Source organism: Actinotalea sp. Marseille-Q4924 (assembly GCF_916618755.1).
In the GTDB taxonomy this organism is placed as follows: Bacteria; Actinomycetota; Actinomycetes; order Actinomycetales; family Cellulomonadaceae; genus Actinotalea.
Genome location: NZ_CAKAKB010000006.1, coordinates 284,358 through 308,049 on the forward strand (window position 1 = coordinate 284,358; position 23,692 = coordinate 308,049).

Sequence of the window (23,692 nt, forward strand, 5' to 3'; positions counted from 1 at the left end):
GGTCTCCCGGAAGTCCGTCGTTCCGCGGAACGTCGTCCACGCTAGCCCAGCACCGACGGCGCCCGAGCGTGTTCGTCGTCTTCACGCGGGTGCAGTCGGTCGGGTCGTGGACCGACACAGCTCTCCACTGCTGTGAAGCAATGGGTGCGCACGCGCCGGCGTAGCGACCAGATCTGCGCGCTCAGCCGTGAGGGTTCACGAGCCTCCGGAGCATCTCCCGCGTCTCCGGGTCCGTGGAGTACAGCAGCGTCCCTACCATCCCCCGGGTGAGCAGCACCTTGTAGACGTTCCGGATCCGCCGCTCGAACGTCGCGTCGTCGACGGCGTTCCTGTTCCTGAAGTCCGGGTCCTTGTTGAACTCCCGCCGCGCCACCCAGCGGTCGGTGCGCCACACGAGGTCGTCGCCGAAGATGACGCCGTTCCAGTCGTACTCGAAGCCCTGCGCCGTGTAGACGCAGCCGACCTGCCCGAAGCCGGCCGGATCGGTAGCCCACAGCTGCGACGGCGGCGCCCCGCCGACGGATCGCTCGCTCTTGAGGTTCCACGGCCGCGACCACGAGCCGATCGACACGTCGGGCACGAGCGTCCCGTCCGGCCGCGGGTCGCTCCAGCGCCAGCAGTAGCCCGCCGTCATCCGCGCCCCGTAGCCCTGGGCGAGCATGCCGGCGAGCCGGTCCTCCATCTCCCGCGGGGTGTCGACGACGTCGACGGCGAAGTGCGGCTCGTCGTGCCACACCGTCGGCCCGCCCGGCGCCAGCCCCAGCAGCCGCAGGACCCACGCGATGTACGCCTCGGACCCGCCGGCGCGGTACTGGGCGCTCAGGTCGACGTGCCGAAGGTCGAGGTTGCGCGCACGGGCGTACAACTCGACCTCGGCGACGCTGCCCATCTCGCCCGGCCGCACCACCTGGTTCTCGTCGAGGAGGAAGACCGGGACGCGCGCGGCGTCGATGAGCTCCTCGATCTGCGGGCGCGCTGTCTCGCGCAGCTCCTTGCGGGTGTACCGGTTGACGGACTTCTCCCGGAGCCGGTGCGCCTCGTCGAGGATGAGCACCTCCAGGCCGTTCTTCTCCGCCGTCATGAAGCTGTTGAAGTACTTGAACAGGCTCTTCACCTGGGTAGAACCCTTGCCGGCGACCTGCCGCAGCGTCGAAGTGAACGCCTTCGAGCCGGTCGCGTGGAGCACCGTGTGCCCCTGCCGCGCCAGCTCACCGAGCAGTGACAGCGCGATGACACTCTTGCCGCTGCCCGGGCCGCCGGCGATGACGACGATGGTCTTGCGGTCCGCCTGCCGCGCCTGCTCTACGGCCGCGAGCACGATCTCGTAGGCGACCCGCTGCTCGTCGAGGAGGACGAACTGCTCACGGTGCTGGATCTCCTCCGCCGCCACGGCGAGCAGCTGCTTGGACGGGGCGATCGCGGAACCGAGGAAGAGGTCGGCGGCCTCGACGCCAGGTTCGGGAGCGAACCGGCTGCGGAGGAACTCGTGCAGTTGGCCGCGGCGCTCGCCGGTGAAGAGGCGGGCGTCCTGGGCTGCGGGCATGGCGCGGAGGTCGGAGACGCCGAACTCCGTCGCGTTGTGCAGGTACGCCGCACCGACGATCGCGTCCGGCTGCCCGTCGAGGGCGCGGACGAAGTCGCGCATATAGCTCGCGTAGCCGGCCACCTGCGCGGAGGGGTGTAGGGCCGGCCGGTACCGGGCGCCGTCGACGTCCACGAGGGTGTCGCTGCCCTCCCAGGCGTGGGCGCTGGCCCACTGCTTGAGCTCGACGACCAGGTACGAGGGCCGACCGGTCTTCGGATGCACGCCCGCCAGGACGGCGTCGGCGCGCTTGCTGCTCAGCGGGAGGCGGTGTTCGGGGATGACCTCGACGTCCTGGAGGCCGGCGTCGTGGAGGTCGGCGGCGAGGGCGGGCAGGCTGTTGCGCCAGGACCGGCGCTCGCCGGCGCCCGGTACGCCCATCCCGAGGCTCAGGAAGTGCTCGGCCAGACGCCGCTCCAGCTCTGTCGCGTCACCGTCACACAGCGTGGCGAGCGTGCGACCGCTCCACCGAAGAACCTGCACGAACGCCCCCAGGGCAGCACGAAGGATCGTGCGGAGGGGGCATGTCCGGCCCGGAGGCGCGGAAGCTCGTCGAACCGCGTTTGCTCTCGGAGACTAACCGGGCGCAGGCTCGCTCCCGTGACCGACACCGAGCACCAGGGCACGGGTGATCTCGCCGAGTTGGCCGCGCGGATGCGCGCCTTCACCGAGGAGCGCGACTGGGGGCGGTTCCACGACCCGAAGTCGCTGGTGCTCGCGCTGATGGGCGAGGTGGGCGAGCTCGCGGAGCTGTTGCAGTGGATCCCCGCCGATGGGGCTGTGGAGCACTTCCGGGATCCGGAGCGGCGGGCGCGCGTAAGCGAGGAGATGTCGGACGTGCTGCTCTACCTGGTGCGGCTCGCCGACGTATTCGAGGTCGATCTCCGCGGAGCGGCACAGGAGAAGCTTGTTCGAGCTGAGGAACGGTTTCCCCCGGGTGCGGTGCGCGGCGTGGCCCCGAAGCGAGGATGAACCCCTCCTGCTGCTCGCACCGCCACGGTCCCCTCGTGCCCTTGTCGACGCAGCGAGCGATGATGGGGGACGGCAAACGGCAACGGCGCCGGCGATCGGCGTGAGCGATGAGAGCTCGTGACGAGATCCTCGCGGTCTTCCCCGAGTTTCGTGCGCGGCTTGGGAGAGACGCCTTCAGCACCCATCGAGCGTTTCGCGACGCCGTGCTGCGAGTCGGGCCCCTGAAGGCTCCTTAGCGCGTCAGCCCGGGAGAAGTGGGGTGTGACCCGTCGAGGGACGTTGGTCTCTTCCCGTACTGCCGCCCGGGCGGAGCCTGAAGGTGGAGGTGAGGGCGATGTCCATCCACATCCCCGACCGGCACAGCGGATCCGGCCCTTCCCAGGGCCCTGTTCCCTCCCCGGCGCCGCCCGGCCCTGTACCCGGCCCACCTCCCAGCGAGTCGCTGGGCGGGCCACCTCCCGAGTGGACGCAGGGCCCGCCGCCCGGATGGCACACCGCACCCCAGCAGCCGCCCGCTCGTCCGCCGCGCCGTCGCGGCCGGCTCATGATCGTGCTCGCCGTGGCCGGCGTCGCCGTGCTGGCACTCCTCGGGGGACTCATCGCCCTGCTCGGCCGGAGCGGCCTCATCGTGAACACCGACCCCGAGGGTGACGACGGGTCCTTCATCGAGACCTTCGGAGGCACCGACGTCGCGTTCGAGCTGTTCGACGACGGCATGGGCAGCGCAGCGGTCGAAGACGGCGCGCTGGTCCTCGAGAGCTCGGTCGGCGACATGCTCGACTACTCGATCGTCGGCCCGATGGACAGCACGCAGGTCACCGTCGACGTCCTCCCGGGTACCGGCTCCTACGCGGGCCCGGCCATCGGTGTTCCTTACACCACCCCCGACGACGGCTGGTACGTCACCGCACAGGTGACGGACGCCGGTCAGCTGTACCTCTTCGACAGCGCCAGGACGGCAACGGAGACCGCCGCCGACGTCATCGCCGAGGGCGGCGCCAAGGTGTCGCTGGAGATGGCCTACAGCGAGGACCGCACCGAGCAGGTCTTCACCGCCGTACTCATGGAAGCGGCCGGTCCTGGCGTCTGGGTCAGCGTGGAGGAGAGCAGGCTGTCGCTGACGTTGCCCGCCCGCGAGACGTCTGCGGTCGCCGTCATGGTCGGCCCGGTGGAGCCGGCCGCGGCCGACGGGTCGTTCGAGCCGGCGAGCGGCACCTTCGACAACTACGAGCTCTCCTACGACCCCGCCGGCTGACGCGGGCGGTGCACGACGACGGCGGCCCGGTCGCCCGAGCCGCCGTCGTCGTCGCCTCACCCCATCCCGCCACCGTCGTCCGGCGGCACGTCCCCGCCGCGCTGCCAGAAGAAGTACCGGCTGTCGGCGCTCCACAGGCCGTGCTCGATCACCTCACCCGGCGCGTCGCCGAGCACAAGCGCACCGATCGACCCAGCGGCGTCGGTCCCGGCCCACGTCACACCCTGCTGGTGCACCTGAACCTTCGACGTCGGCGACAGGTCGCTGTGGTGCACCCGGCTGCGGATCGGCTTCCCGTCGCTCGTCCACGCGATGTCCACGGGGAGCTGGAACTGCTCCTCCTCCATCTCCAGGTCGAAGAAGGCGAGCTCGCCGGTCAGGGTGGCCGACCCGGACCGGACGTCGAGCTCGAACACGGCGCCGGCCGAGGCGATCTCGTACTGCTTGAGCATCACGCACCCGCCGGGGCCCTCGGCCGTGGGGACCTCCCCGGGCTCGCAGTCCCAGTCCACGAGGTACCCGAACAGGTCCGTGTTGCCGTACGCCTTCTCGACGAGGACCCCGCCGGTGTGCACCGTGCCGGCGCGTCCGACGGTGTCGCCGTGGTCCTCCTCGACCCACGAGAAGGTGGCCCGCTGCTCGAGCACCTTCCGCTGATCGACCAGGGGCTGTTCGCCGGCCACCGCCGGGCCGGCCGCACCCAGCAGGAGGGCTGCGCCGCCCGTGGCGGCGATGAGGGATGAGGTGCGCACGGGAGGTCTCCTTCGGCTGGGTGAGCGGGCTTCCTGCACGGCATATGTCCCGGTCCATGCCGGTCTTTCACCGCGCGATCCACGCTGTTCCTCACCGGCCAGGCGAGTGCTCACGCCGGCCGCAGAGTCGAGATCAACCATTGCGAGGTGCCGTGCAAGACACCCACCCCTCCCGACACATGCAGGCTGTCCGGCCCTCCCGGGCGGCATACCGAACGGGAGGGGCCGGACCCCAAAGCCGCCGTCAGCGCCGACCGCCGCGGTCCCCAGGCCACCCCCTCAGGCGACGTCCCGCCGCCGGAACACCAGCGCCGTCACCCCGAGCACCACCGCCACCGCGACCACGAGCACCACCGAGCTGTGCAGCAGCGACACCGGCACCTCGGTGCCCATGCACTCCGTCCCGCGGTCGGTCACGGTGCACTCGTTGACCCAGTACGACGTCCCGCCCTCGATCCAGCCGGTCATCGTCGTGCGCAGCAGGAACGGCTGCAGCCGCGTGACGAGGCTGCCGAGGATCGCCTCGACGACCACCGCGTACCCGAGCACCACGCCCAGCGCGATGCCCGTGTGCCGCAGCAGCACACCCAGCGCCGCCCCGACGCCCGCGACGATCCCGCCGAGCACCACGATCCGCAGCACCGTCCACGCGACGTCGGTCCACACCTCGCCGGTCAGGTCGCCGAGGGCGTCGTTCGCGGCGTGCACCCCGACCAGCCCGGCGAGGAGCACGAGCACCAGCAGCAGCGTCAGCGGCAGCCCGACCACCACCGCCGCCCCGACCTTGGAGAACAGCACCCGCATCCGCTGCGGCACGAACGTCAGCCACGTCGACATCGAGCCGGAGCTCATCTCCGCCGCCGTCGACGTCACCCCGATCGCGAAGACCAGCAGCACGAGCAGCGTCGCCGTCGACGACAGCAGCGGCACGAACGTCTGCGCCAGCTCGTTGGCCTGCGGGAAGAACCACTCCTCCCGCGGCGGGCCCATCTGCTCGCAGCCGAAGTCCACCGGCCCGCCCGTCAGCTCGGACTCGCGCTCCTGCTGCTCGAGGCAGTCCGCGACCATCTGCTCGCCGTTGGCCTCCCAGTCCTCCAGCGCGAACTCGTACTGCCGCTGCGCGTCCGTGATCTGCGCCTCCGTCAGCGGCCGCGCGCTCTGCCAGGTCCCCGCGAGCACCAGCGCGATCGCCCCGAGCCCCGCCAGCACCACCAGCAGGACGAGCCGGCGCGCCCGGATCCGCCGCATCTCCACCGCCAGCAGCCTCACCGCACACCTCCCACAGCCGCCGACGACGGCGCCGCGGCACCCCCGGGCAGAGCGGCGCCGTCGGGCGGTGGCGCCCCGAGCGACGCGCCCTGCGTCAGCTCGAGGAACACGCCCTCCAGCCCGGCGCGGACCGGCGTGAGCTCGTGCACCCACAGGTCCTGCTGCGCGAGCAGCCACGTGATGCGTCCCGGCTCCCGCTCGCCCTCGACGAGCAGCCGGTCGCCGTCGGGCCGAACGGTGAGCCCCGCAGCGGTGAGCACCTGCGCGGCGCGCGCCGGGTCCGGCACCCCCACGCGGACGGCGCCGCCGCGGTCCCCGATGACCTCCGCGACCGTCCCGGACGCCAGCAGCCGCCCGCGGCCGACGATCGAGACCGTGTCCGCGACCTGCTCGACCTCGGCGAGGATGTGGCTGCTCACCAGGACGGTCCGCCCCTCGTCCGCGAGCCGGCGCATCGTCGTGCGGATCTCGTGGATGCCGGCGGGGTCCAGGCCGTTGGTCGGCTCGTCGAAGATGAGCAGGTCCGGCCGCTTCAGGAGCGTCGCCGCGATCGCCAGCCGCTGCTTCATGCCGAGGGAGTAGGCGGAGAACGCGTCGTCGGCCCGCTCGCGCAGCGCCGTCGCCTCGAGCACCTCGTCGACGCGGCCCGCCGGGGCGTCGATCGCGTCCGCCAGCAGCGTGAGGCTGCGCCGGCCGGAGAAGCTCGGCAGGAACGTCGGCGACTCGACGATCGCGCCCACCCGCCCGACGACGTCCGGCAGCGCCTCGGGCACGTGGTGGCCGAAGATCCGGATGCGCCCCGCGTCCGCCCGCACCAGCCCGAGCAGCATGCGGATGGTCGTCGTCTTGCCCGAGCCGTTGGGCCCGAGGAACCCGTGGACGCCGCCGACCGGGACGCGCAGCGACAGGCTGTCGACGGCGACGCGCGTGCCGCGCGCCGTGCGGTACGTCTTGCGCAGGTCCTTGGTGACGACGGCGTACTCGTCGGCGACGGTCACGACTCCCCCTGTCCGAGCCCGCTGCGTCACCGGCGACGCGGGGCGCGCCCAGTCTGGCAGCGACGACGAGGAAGATCACCGACCGCCGCGCCGCCGTCGACGCCGGCGCGCGCGCGCCGTTCCGCGTCGCAGAATGGTCACCAAGCGCGACAGGCCGCGGACCAGACCCGCGCCCGGCGGGCAGATCCGGCTCGACGACCTGACCAGACCCGCTGCTCGACCGAGGGGTGCACCAGCTCATGACCACGCTGTCCGGGACGGCCCCCACCGCGGAGCGCCGCGCCGTCCTCGAGCGCCGCATCCGCTGGGTCGTCGGCGCGACGATCACCTACAACCTGATCGAGGCGGTCGTCGCGATCACGGCCGGGCGCATGGCGTCGTCGGCCGCGCTCATCGGCTTCGGGCTCGACTCCATCGTCGAGGTGCTCTCCGCCGCGGCCGTCGCGTGGCAGTTCGCCGCGCCCGACCCCCGCACCCGCGAGCACCGCGCGATGCGGTTCATCGCCGTCGCGTTCTTCGGCCTCGCCGCGATCGTCACCGTCGACGCCGTCCGCACGCTCCTCGGCGCCGCCGAGCCCGAGCACTCGACCGTCGGCATCGTGCTCGCCGCCGTGAGCCTCCTCGTCATGCCCGGCCTGTCGTGGTGGGAGCGCCGCACCGGCCGCGAGCTGGGCTCCCACACCGCCGTCGCCGACTCCCACCAGACGCTCCTGTGCGCGTACCTTTCCGGCGTCCTGCTGGTCGGCCTCGTCCTCAACTCGACCCTCGGCTGGACGTGGGCGGACCCCCTCGCGGCCCTGGTCATCGCCGCCGTCGCGCTCAAGGAGGGACTCGAGGCGTGGCGCGGCGACCCGTGCTGCTCCCCCGTCGCCGCCCTCGTGGCGCACGACGACGACGCCGCGGGGGACGGCTGCGACGACGGCTGCTGCACGCCCGACCACCGGGAGTGACGGACAGGGACCGTGAAAAAGGCGTCGGCCGCCCCGATGAGATCCGGCACCCTCGGAGGTCTGTCGTCGTGTGAAGGCTTCAGCCGCTGAGAGAAGGCGCCCGTGAGCACCCCCGTCACCGACCCGATCGCCCCGCCCGCGGCGATGCGCACGTTCCTGCACATCCTGGCGAACACCGCCGTCGCGAACGTGACGACGAGCTACCTGTGGTGGGGGCTGACGTTCTGGGCGTACCTCGAGACGCGCAACGTCCTGGCGACCGGCCTCATCGGCGGCGCCTACATGCTGTTCATCTCGTTCAGCAGCATCTTCTTCGGCACGATCGTCGACCACCACCGCAAGCTCGCCGTCATGCGGCTGTCGAGCCTGCTGACCCTGCTGGCGTTCGCGTTCGCCGCGGCGGTGTTCCTGCTCGTCCCGGAGCGCGTGCTCACCGACCTCGGCGGACCCTGGTTCTGGATGTTCGCCGTGATCATCCTCGCCGGCGCGGTCGTGGAGCACATGCGCAACATCGCGCTGTCGACGACCGTGACGATCCTCGTGCCCGACGAGCGCCGCGCCAACGCCAACGGCCTGGTCGGGACGGTGCAGGGCGTCGCGTTCATCGTCACCAGCGTGCTCAGCGGCCTGTCGATCGGGATGCTGGGCATGGGCTGGACGCTCGCCATCGCGCTCGGCCTGACCGCGGCGTCGCTGCTGCACCTGCTGACGATCCGCTTCCCCGAGGACCGCGTCGCCGCGGCCCCGGCGGAGAACGCGCTCGCGGCGATCGACCTGCGCGGCTCCATCGCCGTCATCCGCGCCGCCCAGGGGCTGTTCGCGCTGATCATCTTCGCCACGTTCAACAACCTCATCGGCGGCGTCTACATGGCGCTCATGGACCCCTACGGACTGGAGATGTTCTCCGTCGAGGTGTGGGGCCTGGTCTTCGCGTTCGCCTCCACCGGGTTCCTCGTCGGCGGTGCGGCCGTCGCCCGGTTCGGCCTCGGCAGCAACCCCATGCGGACGATGCTGCTGCTCGTCGCCGCGATGGGGCTGCTCGGCGCGCTGTTCACGGTGCGCGAGTGGGCCGCCCTCTACATCATCGGGATCTTCCTGTACCTGAGCCTCGTGCCCGCGTGCGAGGCCGCCGAGCAGACCGTCATCCAGCGCGTCGTGCCGCTGGAGCGCCAGGGCCGGGTGTTCGGGTTCGCGATGGCCTTCGAGACGGCGGCCGCGCCGATCACCGCCTTCCTCATCGCGCCGCTCGCCGAGCTGTGGATCATCCCCTACGCCCGGTCCGAGGAGGGCGGCGAGGCACTGGCGCCGCTGCTCGGCGTCGGCGAGACCCGAGGCATCGCGCTGGTGTTCCTCGTCGCCGGTCTGATCATGATGGTCACCGCGCTGCTCGCGCTGCGCACGCCGGTGTACCGGGCGCTGTCCAGGACGTACCGCGAGGCGGCGCCGGAGCCGTTCGCCGACCACGGGCCGACCGAGCCCGTGCCGGGGCAGCCGACGATCCGCGCGGCAGCCGCCGGCGACGCCACCTTCCGGGCCGACGACGCGATGTAGCGCTCGACCTCCCGGTCGGCCGCGCCGGCCGAGGCCGCCCCGCCGGTCGCAGGTCAGCGCACCGGCACCGCGCCCTGTCCCGCCAGGTCGCCGTGGACCGTCGCCGCCCACGCCCGGACCCGCTCGGGGTTGCGCCAGTCGCCTGCCTTCGTCTTGGCCATCGCGCTGGCCGGGAAGCCCGTGGCGTCCGGCTCCAGCCGCCCGCCGAACGTGACCTCACCCCGCGCGTGCACCCGCTCCATCGCCTCGCGCACGTGCTCGACGGGCGGCAGGGCGCCGTCGTCGGCCGACGTGTCCAGCGGACCGGACGCGACGAGCCAGACCGGCACCGCCGCGAGCTCCTGCTCGTGCTTGCGCACGAAGCGCCGGGCGTCCTTGTGCCAGCGGCCCGCGTACAGCCCGCCGGCGACGACGACGGCCTCCGCGTCCTCCAGCCGCTTGACGCCGCGCGCCGGCTCGACGCGGACGTCGTCGCCAAGGGCGTGCAGCTCCGCGGCGATCTGCTCGGCGAGGCCCTGCGTCCCTCCGCGCTTGGACCCGTGCACCACCAGGACGCTCATCTCCGCTCCTTCCACGATCGACCGCGCCGCTCCTCCCAGCCTGCGCGAGGCGCGGGCGCCCGCGAGGGGCGAACGTCCCGGGGGAGGCGCGGCGGTCGTTACGCTGACGCCCACCATGACCCAGGACCCCGGCGCCCCCGGCTCGTTCCGCCGCTTCCGGCAGTGGCGCGTGCGGGTCATCGGCTTCGCGTTCGGGGGCCTCGCGGTCGCGGCGCTCATCGCCGCGCCGCTCACCGAGCGCTGGTCACTGCTGGTGACGGCGGTGCTGCTCGGCGTGGCGAGCGTGGCGCTCGTCCGCCTCAGCGGGAACCTGCCGGACCTCGACGCCCCGGCGAGCGAGAACGGTGCCGCACTGACGCTCATGGGGGTGGCGTTCGTGTGCGTCATCGCCGGGGCCGTCGTCGCGGGGCTCACCGCGGGCGGCTGACGCCCGGTCCGCCGCACGCGTGGGCGCCGCCGGGCGTCGTCGGTCCCCGGGCACACGAACGGGGAGCCGGTCCACCACCGGCTCCCCGTCCGCTCGGGCCGTGCCCGGCCCACCCGCGGCCCCCGCGCGGGCCGATCTCACGCGCCGTCCGGGCACTCCGTCTCGTGCGGGAGCAGCGGGCGGAACCACACCTCGTACGTCGTGCCGGCCTCGTCGAACTGCGTGAGCTGGTTGGCGTCGGCGAGCGTCTCCAGCAGGGTGGCGGCCGCGTCGCCGTCGACGACGACGCACTCGCCCAGGTCCGCGAGCGCGACCTCCTCCAGCGGCCACGGCACGACCTGGGGTGCGAGCTCCGGGTCGGCCGCTGCGCCGCCGTCGGCCGGGCGGCCGGCGACCGCGAAGGCGGTGACGTCGTAGGGCTCGCCCTCGCCGGTCGGCACGATGTCGTAGACCGCGGCGAGGAAGTCGTTGAGCGCGGTCCGCGCCTCGACCTGCTCCGGCGTGAGGCCGATCTCCTGCGGCTGGCCCATCTCGTCCGACCCGCCGTCCGCCCCGTCCTCCCCGCCGACGATCCCCTCGTCCATGGGCGGCTCCGTGCCGTCGCCCAGGCCGAGCGCGTTCGCGGCGTGCACGTACGTCTCGCCGTCGACGGTGAGGGTGACGGACGTCGTCGGGGCGTCGGCCACGGGCGGCTGGCCGTAGTCCGGCGACTCGGTCAGGAGACCGGCGTCCCGCGCGGCCGCGACGATCGCGTCCAGGTCCTCGTCCGTGAGCTCCGCGACGAGCAGGTTCGGCAGCACCGGACCGGGGAAGATCTCGATCTGCGGCCCGTGGGTGATCGCCCGGCCGTCCTCGTAGACGGTGATCGGCGGGACGCTCGCGAAGTCGTAGCCGGGCATGACGAACCCGCCCGCCTGGACCACCTGCAGCATCGGGGTGTCGGTCTCCACGTCGCGCACCAGCCCGTCCTGCTCGCCCCCGCCGCTCTCGCCGCCGCTGCCCGCGTCGACCGTCCCGCCGCACGCGGCCAGGCCCAGCACCGCCACGCCGACGACGGCGCCGCGCGCCGCCCGTCTCCTCGCGCCCATGGCGCTCACCCCTCTCGCGCGGTGGTGCCGCGCTGGTCCCGCTCGGTCCGGCCCGGTCGGGCCTTCTACCCCTCACGTGTGCGCAGGTCGGCGAGCCTTGCACGGCGGCGGCCATCGACACCGAGCCGTGACCCGCGCGGCCGGGTCGCCTACCGCCAGGACTGGAGCGCGGCGCGCGCGAACAGCACGCCCTCCGGCGTGGGGACGGCACGGCGGCCCAGCATCCCGGCGTCGAGGTACGCGCCCATCCGGTGCAGGATCTCGATGGTCCGTTCGGCGGTGGACCGGACCTCCGCCGTGCCCAGGACGCCGCCGTCGCGGTCGCACCACCCCAGCGCGTGCATCGCGGCCCCCGTGCGGGTGTGGCCGACGGCCGCCAGGCCCGGTGCCGCCGGGGTGTCGTCGTCGGCTGCCGCGTCGTCCCCGGCGAGCTCCAGCAGCATGACGACCCCGGCGTCGTGCTCGGCGGTCGTGCCGACCGGGAGACGCTGGGCGAGGAACCACCACAGCCCGACGGGGTCGTCCGCGAGGGCCGCCGCCGCGCGGGTCGCGTGCAGCCGCCCCTTGACCACGCGCAGGACGCCGGCCCGCTGCAGCGCCTCCCGCCACACGAGGACCGGCACCGTCGACGACTCCCGGGTCAGGGTGCCCTGCCACTCCTCGGCCAGGTCGAGCTCGTGCGCGACGGCGGCGACGTCCACCGGCCGCAGGTAGCCCGCGGCGGTGAGCGGGACGCCCTCCACCCCCACCCGCTCCACGAGCCACGCGACCGGGCCCACCATCCGCGTCGCCGTCGCTCGGTCGACGTCCACCGCTTCGTCGAGCCGCGCCCGGCGGACCAGGGACGCCAACGCCTCCTCCCCCGGACCGGAGGCGCGCAGCAGCATCGCGTCGAGGGGGCCGTCGGGGTCGGGCTCGCCCCTCCGGGGCCCGGGCACGGAGCGGCCGCCGTCGCCGGCCTTGCCGCCTCCGCCCGGTCGCTCCCGCACGAGGGCCACGGTTGCACGCGCAGGGGCTCTCGCGCAGCAACGGGAACATCTGGAGGGCTCACCTGTTGCCGCCCGTATGAGAGCGATCGCGTACACGACCTTCGGCGGGACCGACGTCCTGCAGCTGACCGACCTCCCGACGCCCAAGGTGGGGCCCGACTCGGTGCTCGTCCGGGTCCGCGCCACCTCCGTGAACCCGGTGGACTGGAAGGTGCGGGAGGGCTACCTCGACGGGCTGATGGACACGGTCTTCCCCGTCGTCCCGGGCTGGGACGTGGCGGGCGTCGTCGAGCAGGTTGGACTGGACGTGCCCGAGCTCGAGGTCGGCGACGAGGTCTTCGGCTACGTGCGCAAGGACGTCGTCGGCGGCGGGACCACGGCGGAGCTCGTCGCGGCGCCCGTGCGCACCCTCGCCCACAAGCCGCAGACGGCGTCCTTCGAGGAGGCCGCCGCCATCCCGCTCGCCGGCCTGACGGCGTACCAGGCGCTCAACCGCCTGGAGGTCACCGAGGGCGACACCGTGCTCGTGCACGCCGCGGCCGGCGGGGTCGGCGGTCTCGCCGTGCAGATCGCGCAGGCGTTCGGGGCGCGCGTCATCGGGACGGCCAGCGAGCGCAACCACGAGCACCTGCGCGCCCTGGGCGCCGAGCCGGTGGCGTACGGCGACGGGCTCGTGGAGCGCGTGCGTGCGCTCGCCCCGGACGGCGTCGACGTCGTCCTGGACCTCGTCGGCGGCGGCGCGGTGGCGACGACGCCCGAGGTCGGGACGGCCGACGTGCGCGTGGGCTCGGTGGCGGACCCCGACGTCACGAAGGTCGGCGGGACGTACATGTGGGTGCGTCCGGACAGCGACGACCTCGCGGCGCTCGCGGCACTGGTCGACACCGGCCGGCTCCGGGCCGACGTCGCGCAGGTCTTCCCGATGGAGGAGACGGCCGCGGCGCACGAGCTGTCCGCGAGCGGGCACGTGCGCGGCAAGGTCGTGGTGAGGGTCGGCTGACCTGCACGGTGCCGGACGGTGCGGCGGGCGCCCGGCCGACAGCGAGCGGGGCCGTCACAGGCGGCCCTGCTCGTGCAGGACGCGCAGCATCCCGTCCGCCTCCAGCACGTCGAAGCCGTCCAGCGCGGCCCACGCCTCCCGCGGCGAGAGGCCGGGCATGTGCACCGCGAGGGCGACCTCGTCCTGCCCGGAGCCGTGGCCCTCGGCCACGTGTCGGGCGAGGCGGAGCAGCTCGGTGTAGTTCCAGCCGTTGACCAGGTACTGCGGCGGTGCGGCACGCCGACCCGCCAGGCACCGGGGCCGGGGCGGGACCGCTCCGGGAGTCACCCGCTCGACCCGCAGGCGGTGCTCCCACGCGATCCCGTAGGCGTAGAGCAGCGTCGACCGCTCGTGCGGCAGGAGGTCCCGGACGCGCAGGTGCTCCTCGACCAGGAGGTCCTCCTCCACGACCTCGAGCTCGGCGCCCGAGAACCCCAGCCGTGACCACGTCCGCCGGTCCTGCGCGATCTCCGCGGCCAGCACGTCGAAGGGACGCACCGGCGTCGCCCACGGGTCACGCGTCGTGTCCCCGACGCGGAACTCGCCGTCGGCGCCGGGCCAGCCCATGACGGTGTCCACGACGAGCCGCAGCCGGTCGAGCGTCATCGATCCCGGCACCTCGACACGGCGCCACAGCGGCGGCCGGACCCGCAGCAGCTGGATGTGGATCCGGTAGGTGGCGTCGTCGTCCGTCATGCCGGGATCCGACCACGAGCCACCGACACGACCGCTCGGCGTCCTCCTGGACACCCCTCCGACCGGGCCCCAGCCATCGCGCGACGTGCGCCGGGCATGCTGGCGCCATGACCGACACCGAACCAGCCGTGGTCGACGAGCAGGGCCGGCCCGAGCCGCCCACGGCAGGCGGTGAGGTCGAGACGCTCCTCGGCTTCCTCGACTTCCTGCGCGCGACGCTCGAGTGGAAGTGCGCCGGGCTCGACGCCGCGGGGCTCCGCGCGACCCTGCCGCCGTCCACCATGTCGCTCGGAGGCATGCTCAAGCACCTCGCCGACGTGGAGGACCACTGGTTCTCGCGGTCCCTGCACGGCAACGACCCGGCGCCGCCCTGGGACACCGTCGACTGGGCGGCGGACCGGGACTGGGAGTGGAGCTCGGCGGCCGACGACACCCCGGACCAGCTGCGGGAGCTGTGGCGCGCCGCCGTCGCCCGGTCGCGCGAGCTCGTCGCCCAGGCACTCGCCGACGGCGGCGCGGACCGGCTCGCGGCCCGGACGTGGTCCGACGGCCGCACGCCGAGCCTGCGGTGGATCCTCGTCCACATGGTCGAGGAGTACGCGCGGCACTGCGGCCACGCGGACCTGCTGCGCGAGTCGATCGACGGGTCGACCGGCGAGTAGGGCGCACACGCGGGATCGTGTCGGTGGCCCGGCCTAGGGTGTCGTGCGAAGGGTCCGGCAGGTGGTCGCGGGCCACGACCAGGGGGGTGGGACGTGCTCCACGTGCATCGCTCGGAGCGGGCGGACGCGCTCGTCCCGCCGCTCGCCGCGGTGCTGTCCACGCCGCCGTCCGACCCGTTCGCGGGCGAGGTCGTCGCCGTGCCCACCCGCGGCGTGGAGCGGTGGCTGGCGCAGCGTCTCTCCCACCACCTGGGCGCCACCGACGCCGAGGCGGGGATCTGCGCCAACGTCTCGTTCGACTCCCCCGGGCGCGTGGTCGCGCACGTGCTGGCCGCCGTGACCGGGGTGGACCCGGAGACGGACCCGTGGCGCGCCGACCGCCTCGCCTGGCAGGTCCTGGAGGCCATCGACACGTGCGCCGGCGAGCCGTGGTGCCGGGCGCTCGGACGCTTCGTCGGGGCGGGCTCCCTGGCGCCCGACACGGTGCGGCAGGCCCGCCGGCTCCAGGCGGCGCAGCACCTCGCCCACCTGTTCGCCGGGTACGCGGCGCAGCGCCCCGCCATGCTCCGCGCGTGGGCCGCCGGCGCCGACGACGACGGCGCGGGCTCACCCGTCCCGGACGACCTGGCCTGGCAGCCCCGCCTCTGGCGCCACGTCCGCGACGCGGTCGGCGCGCCCGGCCCGGCCGAGGCGCTGGAGGACGCGCTGGTCCTGCTACGGGAGCGCCCCGCCGCCGTCGACCTGCCCGAGCGGATCTCCCTCTTCGGCGCCACCCGGCTGCCCGAGCACCACCTGCAGGTCCTGGCGGCGCTCGCGGCGCACCGCGACGTGCACCTGTGGCTGCCGCACCCGTCGCCGACGCTGTGGGAGCGGGTGACGGCCCTGCCCCCGGATCCGGTGCGGCGGTCGGCGCTGCCCGGCGCGGCGGCCCACCCGCTGCTGGCCTCGATGGCCCGGGACGCGACGGAGCTGCAGCTGAGGCTCGCGACGTGGGCGGTCCGTGCGGAGCACCATGCCGCCCCGTCGGCGCCGCCGACGCTCCTCGGCGCACTCCAGGACGCCCTGCACCACGACGACCCCGGCGCGCCCGCCCATCCCCTCGCGCCGGACGACCGGTCCGTCCAGGTCCACGCCTGCCACGGGCGCGCCCGCCAGGTGGAGGTCCTGCGCGAGGCCCTGCTCGGGCTCTTCGCGGCGGACCCGACGCTCGAGCCACGGGACGTCGTCGTCCTGTGCCCGGACGTCGAGACCTTCGCGCCGCTGGTCGCCGCGACGTTCGGCGTCGCCCCCTCCGACCTGCCCTCCGACGACGGCGAGGGGGCCTGGGTGCACCCCGGCCGGGCGCTGCGGATCCGCCTCGCGGACCGGTCGCTGCGCCAGACCAACCCGCTGCTGTCGCTGGTCAGCCGGCTGCTCGAGCTGGCGGACGACCGGGTGACGGCCTCGCAGGTCCTCGACCTCGCGGCGAGCGAGCCGGTCCGCCGGCGCTTCTCCTTCGACGACGACGACGTGGACCGGCTGCGCTCGTGGGCCGCCGAGGCCGGTGCCCGGTGGGGCGAGGACCACGAGCGTCGCCGGCGGTTCGGCGTGGGCGCCGTCGCGCAGGGCACGTGGGACGCAGCCCTGGACCGGATCCTCCTGGGCGCCGCGATGGCGGAGGAGGACCAGCGCTACGTCGGGACGGCGCTGCCCCTGGACGACGTGGACTCCACCGACGTGGACCTCGCCGGCCGGCTCGCCGAGGTGCTCGACCGGCTCACCGCGGTGCTGGCGGACCTGTCGGGCACCCACCCGCCGGCGCACTGGTTCGACGCGCTCGACCGTGCGCTTGACCTCCTCGCCGACGTGTCCCCCGCCGACGCGTGGCAGACCGTCCAGGCGCGGTCCGTGCTCGACGACGCGCGCCGGTCCGCCGCCGAGCACGCCACCACGGCCCTCGGCCTCGGAGACGTCCGGGCACTCCTCGCACGTCGCCTGCAGGGCCGGCCCACCCGCACGGGCTTCCGTACCGGGGCCCTGACGGTCTGCTCGCTGGAGCCGATGCGCGCCGTCCCGCACCGGGTGGTGTGCCTGCTCGGGATGGACGACGGCGCCTTCCCGCGCGGTTCGAGCGCCGACGGTGACGACGTGCTCCTCCGTGACCCCCTGGTCGGTGAGCGCGACCGGCGCGCGGAGGACCGTCAGCTCTTCCTCGACGCGGTCACCGCCGCCGGCGAACACCTCGTCGTGCTGCACAGCGGTGCCGACGAGCGGACCGGTGCCGCCCGTCCGCCGGCGGTGCCGGTCAGCGAGCTGCTCGACGCGCTCGACCTCGCGGCCGCTGCGCCGGACGGGCGGCCGGTGCGGGAGCACGTCGTCGTCCGGCACCCGCTGCAGACGGTCGACGAGCGCAACTTCTCCGCGGGCTCCCTCGGTGCTCCCGGGCCGTTCAGCTTCGACGCGCTCACGCACGCCGCTGCCCTCACCGCCCGCCGCGGCGACCCCGAGCGGCCCCCGTTCCTGCGCGCCCCGCTGCCGGCGCCCGGGGACCCCGGCTCGGTGGACCTCGAGGACCTCGTCCGCGCGCTGGAGCACCCGGTCCGGACCTTCGTGCGGCAGCGCCTCGGCGTGACGCTGCCGGGCGAGGTCGACGAGGTCGACGACCGCATCCCCCTCGAGCTCGACGGTCTGGAGAAGTGGCAGATCGGCGACCGGCTCCTGGCTGCGGCCCTCGACGGCGGCGACCTGGACCGGGCGGTCCAGGCGGAGTGGCGCCGGGGGACGGCACCACCCCGGGCGCTGGGCGGGGCGGTGCTCACGCAGATGCGGGAGCAGGTGGAGCCCATCCTCGAGGCGACGAGCCACCATGTCCGTGCCGCTGCGCGGACGGTCGACGTCACGGCGGGCCTCCCCGACGGTCGCGAACTGACCGGCACCGTGACCGGCGTGCGGGGCGACGCCCTCGTGCGCACGGTGTTCTCGCGGTTGGCCGCCAAGCACCGGCTGCGCGCCTGGGTCCAGCTGCTGGCCCTGTCGGCCGGTGAGCCTGCCGCGTCGTGGACGGCCGTGACGATCGGCCGGGGTCCGGGGACGTCCGCGCGCGCCGCGGTGTCGGTGCTCACGGCACCCGACGGGCCGACCGCGCGCGAGCTCCTCGGTGAGCTCGTCGCCCTCCGCGACGCCGCGCTCCGCGAGCCCCTGCCCCTGCCCGTGAAGGCCACGTGCGCCTACGCCCGGAGCCGCCACGCCCACGAGGAGGTCGGCCAGGCGCTGGACGGCGCGGACCGGCAGTGGAAGGACGACCGCATGGTGCCCGGCGAGCAGTCCGACGCGTACCACCGTCTGGTGTGGGGTGACGGCGCGCCCCTGCGGACCGTCCTCGCGGAGCCGAGCCCGACGGAGGCCGGGTGGTGGCCCGAGGAGGGCAGCCGGCTCGGCGTCCTGGCGCGCCGCGTCTGGGAGCCGCTGCTCCAGCACGAGCGGACGGAGACGCTGTGAGCCGCGAGGCGGGCGTGGACACCCTCGCGACGACGGCCGAGCCGCGGGTCTTCGACGTCTGCGGCCCCCTGCCGGAGCGCACCACCGTGCTGGAGGCGAGCGCAGGCACCGGCAAGACGTTCACGATCGCGGCCCTGGCCACCCGGTACGTCGCGGAGGGCGCGGCGGAGCTCTCCGAGCTCATGCTCGTCACGTTCGGCCGCGCCGCGACGTCCGAGCTGCGCGACCGCGTCCGCGAGCGCCTCGTCGCCGCCGAGCGCGCGCTGCGGGACCCGGGCGTGCGGCACAGCGACGACGCGCTGCTGCGCCACCTGTCGGACGTCGACGACGCGGAGCTCGACCGCCGTCGCCGACGGCTCACCCGGGCCCTCGCCGAGTTCGACCGCGCCACGATCGCCACGACGCACGGCTTCTGCCAGCAGATGCTCGCCACTCTCGGCATCGCCGGTGACACGGACCCCGACGCGGTGCTGCTGCCCGACATCGCGGACCTGCGCGAGGAGGTCGTCGACGACCTGTACCTGCAGCGGTACGCCCTCGACCGGGAGCCCCTCCTCACCGTCAGCGACGCCCGCGAGGTCGCGCGGGCCGCCGTGAGCGACCACGACGCCGACCTGCGCCCGACCGAGGCGACCGGTGTCGCGGAGCACCGCCTGCGGTTCGCCGCCGGGGTCCGCGCGGAGGTCGTGCGACGCAAGCGCGCCCGGCGCCTCATCGACTACGACGACCTCCTCACGCTCCTGCGAGACGCCCTCACCGACCCGCAGACCGGGCCCGCGGCCGTCGAGCGGGTCCGCTCCCGGTACCGGGTGGTCATGGTCGACGAGTTCCAGGACACCGACCGCGTGCAGTGGGACATCCTGCGCACCGCCTTCCACGGGCACCGCACGCTCGTCCTCATCGGCGACCCGAAGCAGGCCATCTACGCCTTCCGGGGCGCGGACGTCGTCACCTACCTCGCCGCCCGCCGCGACGCGCACGACACGGCGACGCTCGGCCGCAACTGGCGCAGCGACGCCGCGGTCCTCGACGGGCTGCACCACGTCCTCGGCACCACGGCCCTGGGCGACCCCCGGATCGTGGTCCGCCCGGTCGAGGCGCAGCACACGGGCCGCCGGCACGACGGCGCGGCCGCGGTCCGGCTGCGCCAGGTCACCCGTGCGGCGCTGGGCGCGTCGACGGGCACGCCGGCCATCGGCGAGGTGCGCGCCCTCGTGTACGCCGACGTCGCCGCACAGGTCGTCCAGCAGCTCCGGACGGAGCGGCTCCGCGACGGGACCCCGCCGGGCACGACCCCGGTCGACGGAGCCGACGGCGCGGCGTCCGGGGCCGGCGGGACCGGCTGGCGGCCGCTGCGGCCGGGCGACGTGGCGGTCCTGTGCCGTCGCAACGCGGACGCGCTCGCCGTCCGCGACGCGCTGACGGCGGCGGGCGTCCCGGCGGTGGTCTCCGGGCTGTCCAGCGTGTTCCGGACCGCGGCGGCCGAGCAGTGGCTGACACTCCTGGTGGCGCTCGACCAGCCGGGGCACGCGGGTCGGGGCGCCGCGGCCGCCCTCACGCCGTTCCTCGGCTGGGACGCCCACGGCCTCGCGGACGCCGACGACGACGCCCGTGACCGCCTCGCCGAACGGCTCCGCGCGTGGGCCCACGTGCTCACCGAGCGCGGGGTCGCCGCGCTGCTGGAGGCGGCGACCGCCGCGGGCCTCACCGAGCGGCTGCTCGGGCGGCCCGAGGGCGAGCGGCTGCTCACCGACGTCCGGCACATCGGTCAGGTGCTGCACGAGGCCGCCGTGCGCCAGCAGCTCGGCGCCGCCGCGCTGACCGAGTGGCTCCGGGCGCGCATCGCCGAGGCCGACCAGGACTACACCGAGGAGCGCAGCCGCCGGCTCGAGACCGACGCGGAGGCGGTACAGGTGGTCACCGTGCACGCCGCCAAGGGGCTGGAGTTCCCGGTCGTGCACGTCCCCTTTGCCTGGGACCGCTTCACCCCGAAGAACCCCGCGATCCTGCAGTACCACGAGGGCGACGACCGGCTGCTGCACGTCGGCGACGTCGGCAGCCCTGGGTACGCCGACGCGCTGCTGCGCCACCAGGCCGAGGACGTCGGCGAGGACCTGCGCCTGGCCTACGTCGCCCTGACCCGCGCGAGCAGCCACGTCGTCCTGTGGTGGGCGCCCAGCCGGAACACCGGCGGCGGGGCACTCACGCGCCTGCTGCTGGGTGGCCGCAGCGAGGGCGGGGAACCACCGTCCTCCGTCGCGGTGCCGCGCGACGCCCTGGTCACCGAGCGGTTCGCCGCCCTGGCTGCCGCGTCCGGCGGGACCCTGGCCCACGAGGTCGTGACCGACCGACCGACGGCGACCCGGTGGACCGCGCAGGAGGCCACCCGGCCGGAGCTCGCCGTCGCCCGCTTCGCGCGCACGCTGGACAGCACGTGGCGGCGGACCTCGTACTCGGGCCTCACGGCGGCCGCCCACCACGCCTACGGGGGCGCACCGGTCGTCGCGGACGAGCCTGAGGGGGCCGGGATCCAGGACGAGCCCACGCCGGCCGGGTCGGCGGTCGCCCCGACCGACGGCACCGCCACGGTCGCCCCCGGGCTGCGGGCGCTGCCGTCCCCCATGGCGGACCTGCCCGGGGGCACCGCGTTCGGCACCCTCGTGCACGAGGTCCTCGAGCACGTCGACACGGCGGCGCCGGACCTGGCCGCCGAGGTGCTGCGCCGCTGCGAGGAGACGCCGCTGCGGCGCAGCCTGGGCGTCGACGCCGCCACGCTCGCCGAGCGCCTCATGACGGTGCTGGAGAGCCCGCTCGGGCCGGTCGGTGGTGACCGCCGCCTCCGCGACGTCGCCCCGGTCGACCGGCTCCCCGAGCTCGAGTTCGAGCTGCCGCTGGCCGGCGGTGACACCCCGACGGGTCGAGCCGCGACGCTCCGTGACGTCGCGGCTCTGCTGTCCCGGCACCTGCCGCCCGACGACCCGTTCGCGGCGTACGCGGGCCGGCTCGCGCACCCGGACCTCGCCGCCGAGTACGTGCGCGGCTACCTCACCGGCAGCATCGACGCCGTCCTCCGCCTGCGCGACACCGCGGGGGGCCCGACCCGGTACGTCGTCGTCGACTACAAGACGAACCGGCTCGCCGGGCCGGAGGAGGACCTGACCCTCTGGCACTTCCGTCCGGCCGCGCTCGAGGCGGCCATGATGGACGCCCACTACCCCCTGCAGCTCCTGCTCTACGCGGCCGCCCTGCACCGGTTCCTGCGCTGGCGGCTGCCCGCCTACGACCCGGACCAGCACCTCGGCGGGGGGCTCTACCTGTTCGTCCGCGGGATGGCCGGGGCCGACACCCCGGTCGTCGAGGGCCAGCCCTGCGGCGTCATGGCATGGCGGCCCCCGACCGCCGTCGTCCTCGGCCTCTCCGCCCTGCTCGAGGGGAGGACCCCGTGACCGTGACCACCGACACCTCCGAGCGGCCCGCCGGCGACGCCCGGCTCGCGGTGCTCGCCACCGGGGTGCTCGCCACCTACAACCGCGCGGGCGTCCTGACGACCGCCGACGTGCACGTCGCGCAACGCCTCGCGCGTCTCAAAGGCGAGCAGGACGAGAAGGTCGTGCTCGCCGTCGCCCTCGCGGTCCGCGCCCTGCGCCAGGGGGCCGTCTGCGTCGAGCTCGCCGACCGCGGGGTCCTCACCACCACCGAGGCGGACGAGGCGGTCGAGGACCTGCCCTGGTACGAGCCCACCGAGTGGGCCGCCGCGCTGGAGGCCAGCCGCCTGGTCGCGGTCGGGCCCGTGGAGGACCTGGCGGACGTCCGCCCCGCGCGGTGGGTCGCCGGACGGCTCTACCTCGACCGGTACTGGCGCGACGAGCAGGTCGTGCGGACGGCGCTGGACGAGCGGCTGCGCGCCGGTCCGGGACGGGAGGTGGTCCACGACGCGTCCCCGCGGTCGGGCGCCGCCCTCGAGCCCGCTGCCGTGCGCGCGGCGGTGACCCGCCTGTTCCCCGAGGCCCAGGACGACCGCCAGCGGCTCGCCGCGGCCACGGCCGCACTGAGCCGCGTCACGGTGCTCACCGGCGGTCCGGGCACGGGCAAGACGACGACCGTGGCGACCCTGCTCGCGGTCCTCCAGGAGGTCGGCGGGGGCGACCTGCGCATCGCCCTCGCCGCGCCGACGGGCAAGGCGGCCGCCCGGCTGCAGGAGGCGGTTCACGCCGTCGTGCGCGGTCTGCCCGAGCCCGACCGGCGGCGCGTCGGGGAGCCGGCGGCCACGACCGTGCACCGGCTGCTCGGCTGGCGCTCGACCACCCGCTTCCGGCACGACCGGACCCACCGGCTCCCCCACGACGTCGTCGTCGTGGACGAGACGTCCATGGTGTCGCTGCCGCTGATGGCCCGGCTCCTGGAGGCGCTGCGGCCGCAGGCTCGGCTCGTGCTCGTCGGCGACCCCGACCAGCTCGCGTCCGTGGAGGCCGGGGCCGTCCTCGGCGACCTCGTCGCCCGGCCCCCCGCGGACGACGACCCCGGTTCCCGCGACACCGTCGACCTGCCGACCCGGCTGGCCGCGGTGGTGCCGGGCGACGTGCCCGACGACCCGGCGGAGCTGCGCGCGCTCCGCAACGGCGTCGTCCGGCTCACCCGGGTGCACCGCTACCACGGAGCGCTCGCCGAGCTGGCGGAGGCGATCCGGCGCGGCGACGGCGACGCCGCCCTCGCCGTGATGCGGGGCGGCGCGACGGACGTCGAGCTCGTCGAGTCCGCGCACCTCGGGGAACTCGGTCACCTCACCGACGACGACGTGGCCGGCGTGCGCGCCGACGTCGTCGCCACGGGCACGGCGCTCGTGGACGCCGCCCGGGCCGGCGACGCCGCCGAGGCCCTCCGGGCGCTGGAGTCCCACCGGCTGCTCGTCGCGCACCGCCGCGGTCCCGCGGGCGTCAGCACCTGGGCGGACCGCGCCGAGCGGTGGGTCGCCGATGCGGTGCAGGAGGACCTCACGGGGCCGTGGCCGCTCGGCCTGCCCCTCCTCGTGACGACGAACGACCGGGACACCGGCCTGTCGAACGGCGACACGGGCGTCGTCGTCGACGACGGCCGCGGGGGGCGCACCGTGGCGTTCGGCGACCCGGACTCCCCGCGCCTGGTCCGACCGCACCGGCTGCCGGCGGTCCAGGTCGTCCACGCCATGACCGTCCACCGCGGCCAGGGGAGCCAGTTCCGACGCGTGTCGGTCGTCCTGCCGCCCGCCACGTCGCCGCTGCTGACGCGCGAGCTCCTCTACACGGCGGTGACGCGGGCGCGGGAGCACGTGCGTGTCGTCGGGACGGAGGAGGCGATCCGCGTCGCGGTCGCACGGCCGATCCGCCGCGCGTCGGGTCTCCGTGAACCGCTGCCGACGACGCCGCCGCCGGGCTGACCTCGCGGTGCT

The 23,692-nt window shown here is 74.9% G+C and carries 18 protein-coding genes; 10 read left to right on the top strand and 8 right to left on the bottom strand.

The genetic code is table 11. The features are described from left to right. Nucleotides 1-181 precede the first annotated feature (181 nt). A complete protein-coding gene (locus LG379_RS16355) occupies nt 182-2,065 on the bottom strand; it encodes a DUF2075 domain-containing protein (RefSeq protein WP_225755655.1) in 1,884 nt (627 codons plus the stop codon). Between the two features lie 117 nt (nt 2,066-2,182). On the opposite strand from LG379_RS16355, the gene LG379_RS16360 reads away from it, so the two are divergent. Both LG379_RS16360 and LG379_RS16365 read left to right on the top strand, forming a co-directional pair. After that, nucleotides 2,183-2,554 (top strand): nucleotide pyrophosphohydrolase, encoded by a 372-nt coding sequence (locus tag LG379_RS16360; protein ID WP_225755656.1) that lies wholly within the window; start codon nt 2,183-2,185, stop codon nt 2,552-2,554. Nucleotides 2,555-3,098: 544 nt separating this feature from the next. After that, nucleotides 3,099-3,809, top strand: a complete 711-nt coding sequence (locus LG379_RS16365) for a hypothetical protein (protein WP_225755657.1) — start codon at nt 3,099-3,101, stop codon at nt 3,807-3,809. A gap of 56 nt (nt 3,810-3,865) precedes the next feature. Here LG379_RS16365 and LG379_RS16370 read toward each other — a convergent pair whose 3' ends face one another. The 3 genes from LG379_RS16370 to LG379_RS16380 form a co-directional block, all read right to left on the bottom strand. Beyond that, entirely contained in the window at nt 3,866-4,561 is a 696-nt protein-coding gene (locus tag LG379_RS16370) for a hypothetical protein (protein WP_225755658.1), read from the bottom strand. Nucleotides 4,562-4,840: 279 nt separating this feature from the next. Further along, nucleotides 4,841-5,830, bottom strand: a complete 990-nt coding sequence (locus tag LG379_RS16375) for a magnesium transporter (RefSeq protein ID WP_225755659.1) — start codon at nt 5,828-5,830, stop codon at nt 4,841-4,843. Beyond that, nucleotides 5,827-6,828, bottom strand: a complete 1,002-nt coding sequence (locus LG379_RS16380; RefSeq protein ID WP_225755660.1) for an ABC transporter ATP-binding protein — start codon at nt 6,826-6,828, stop codon at nt 5,827-5,829. Before LG379_RS16380 ends, LG379_RS16375 begins: the two co-directional genes overlap by 4 nt. Before the next feature lie 239 nt (nt 6,829-7,067). Between LG379_RS16380 and LG379_RS16385 the strand changes: the two genes are divergently transcribed. Next, nucleotides 7,068-7,778: a cation transporter gene (locus LG379_RS16385; RefSeq protein WP_225755661.1), complete on the top strand. Its 711-nt coding sequence runs from the start codon at nt 7,068-7,070 to the stop codon at nt 7,776-7,778. Nucleotides 7,779-7,922: 144 nt separating this feature from the next. Next, nucleotides 7,923-9,329 carry an MFS transporter gene (locus LG379_RS16390; protein ID WP_225755762.1) on the top strand — a complete coding sequence of 469 codons (1,407 nt, stop codon included), beginning with the start codon at nt 7,923-7,925 and terminating at the stop codon, nt 9,327-9,329. Between the two features lie 53 nt (nt 9,330-9,382). Here the strand turns inward: LG379_RS16390 and LG379_RS16395 are convergent, their stop codons facing one another. Further along, on the bottom strand, nt 9,383-9,889 hold the full coding sequence (locus tag LG379_RS16395; protein WP_225755662.1) for a flavodoxin domain-containing protein: 507 nt from the start codon (nt 9,887-9,889) through the stop codon (nt 9,383-9,385). A 115-nt stretch (nt 9,890-10,004) separates the two neighbouring features. Between LG379_RS16395 and LG379_RS16400 the strand changes: the two genes are divergently transcribed. Continuing rightward, nucleotides 10,005-10,316 (top strand): hypothetical protein, encoded by a 312-nt coding sequence (locus LG379_RS16400; RefSeq protein WP_225755663.1) that lies wholly within the window; start codon nt 10,005-10,007, stop codon nt 10,314-10,316. A 137-nt stretch (nt 10,317-10,453) separates the two neighbouring features. On the opposite strand, the gene LG379_RS16405 is transcribed toward LG379_RS16400, so the two are convergent. Both LG379_RS16405 and LG379_RS16410 read right to left on the bottom strand, forming a co-directional pair. Further along, nucleotides 10,454-11,404 carry a hypothetical protein gene (locus tag LG379_RS16405; RefSeq protein ID WP_225755664.1) on the bottom strand — a complete coding sequence of 317 codons (951 nt, stop codon included), beginning with the start codon at nt 11,402-11,404 and terminating at the stop codon, nt 10,454-10,456. A 149-nt stretch (nt 11,405-11,553) separates the two neighbouring features. Beyond that, nucleotides 11,554-12,393, bottom strand: coding sequence for a hypothetical protein (locus LG379_RS16410; protein WP_225755665.1), 840 nt, complete (start codon nt 12,391-12,393; stop codon nt 11,554-11,556). Between the two features lie 76 nt (nt 12,394-12,469). On the opposite strand from LG379_RS16410, the gene LG379_RS16415 reads away from it, so the two are divergent. Beyond that, entirely contained in the window at nt 12,470-13,393 is a 924-nt protein-coding gene (locus LG379_RS16415) for an NADP-dependent oxidoreductase (RefSeq protein ID WP_225755666.1), read from the top strand. A 54-nt stretch (nt 13,394-13,447) separates the two neighbouring features. Here the strand turns inward: LG379_RS16415 and LG379_RS16420 are convergent, their stop codons facing one another. Continuing rightward, entirely contained in the window at nt 13,448-14,128 is a 681-nt protein-coding gene (locus tag LG379_RS16420) for a plasmid pRiA4b ORF-3 family protein (RefSeq protein ID WP_225755667.1), read from the bottom strand. A 107-nt stretch (nt 14,129-14,235) separates the two neighbouring features. Here LG379_RS16420 and LG379_RS16425 point away from each other — a divergent pair, with 107 nt between their 5' ends. From LG379_RS16425 to recD, 4 genes are all read left to right on the top strand, one after another. Continuing rightward, a complete protein-coding gene (locus tag LG379_RS16425; RefSeq protein ID WP_225755668.1) occupies nt 14,236-14,790 on the top strand; it encodes a DinB family protein in 555 nt (184 codons plus the stop codon). 93 nt (nt 14,791-14,883) lie between these two features. Next, the gene (gene recC, locus LG379_RS16430) at nt 14,884-18,267 is read left to right on the top strand and encodes an exodeoxyribonuclease V subunit gamma (RefSeq protein WP_225755669.1); all 3,384 of its coding nucleotides are present in this window, start codon (nt 14,884-14,886) and stop codon (nt 18,265-18,267) included. Then, a complete protein-coding gene (locus LG379_RS16435; RefSeq protein WP_225755670.1) occupies nt 18,264-21,713 on the top strand; it encodes a UvrD-helicase domain-containing protein in 3,450 nt (1,149 codons plus the stop codon). Before recC ends, LG379_RS16435 begins: the two co-directional genes overlap by 4 nt. After that, nucleotides 21,710-23,680 (top strand): exodeoxyribonuclease V subunit alpha, encoded by a 1,971-nt coding sequence (gene recD / locus LG379_RS16440; RefSeq protein WP_370634546.1) that lies wholly within the window; start codon nt 21,710-21,712, stop codon nt 23,678-23,680. The genes LG379_RS16435 and recD overlap by 4 nt, the downstream gene beginning before the upstream one ends. Nucleotides 23,681-23,692 lie beyond the last annotated feature (12 nt).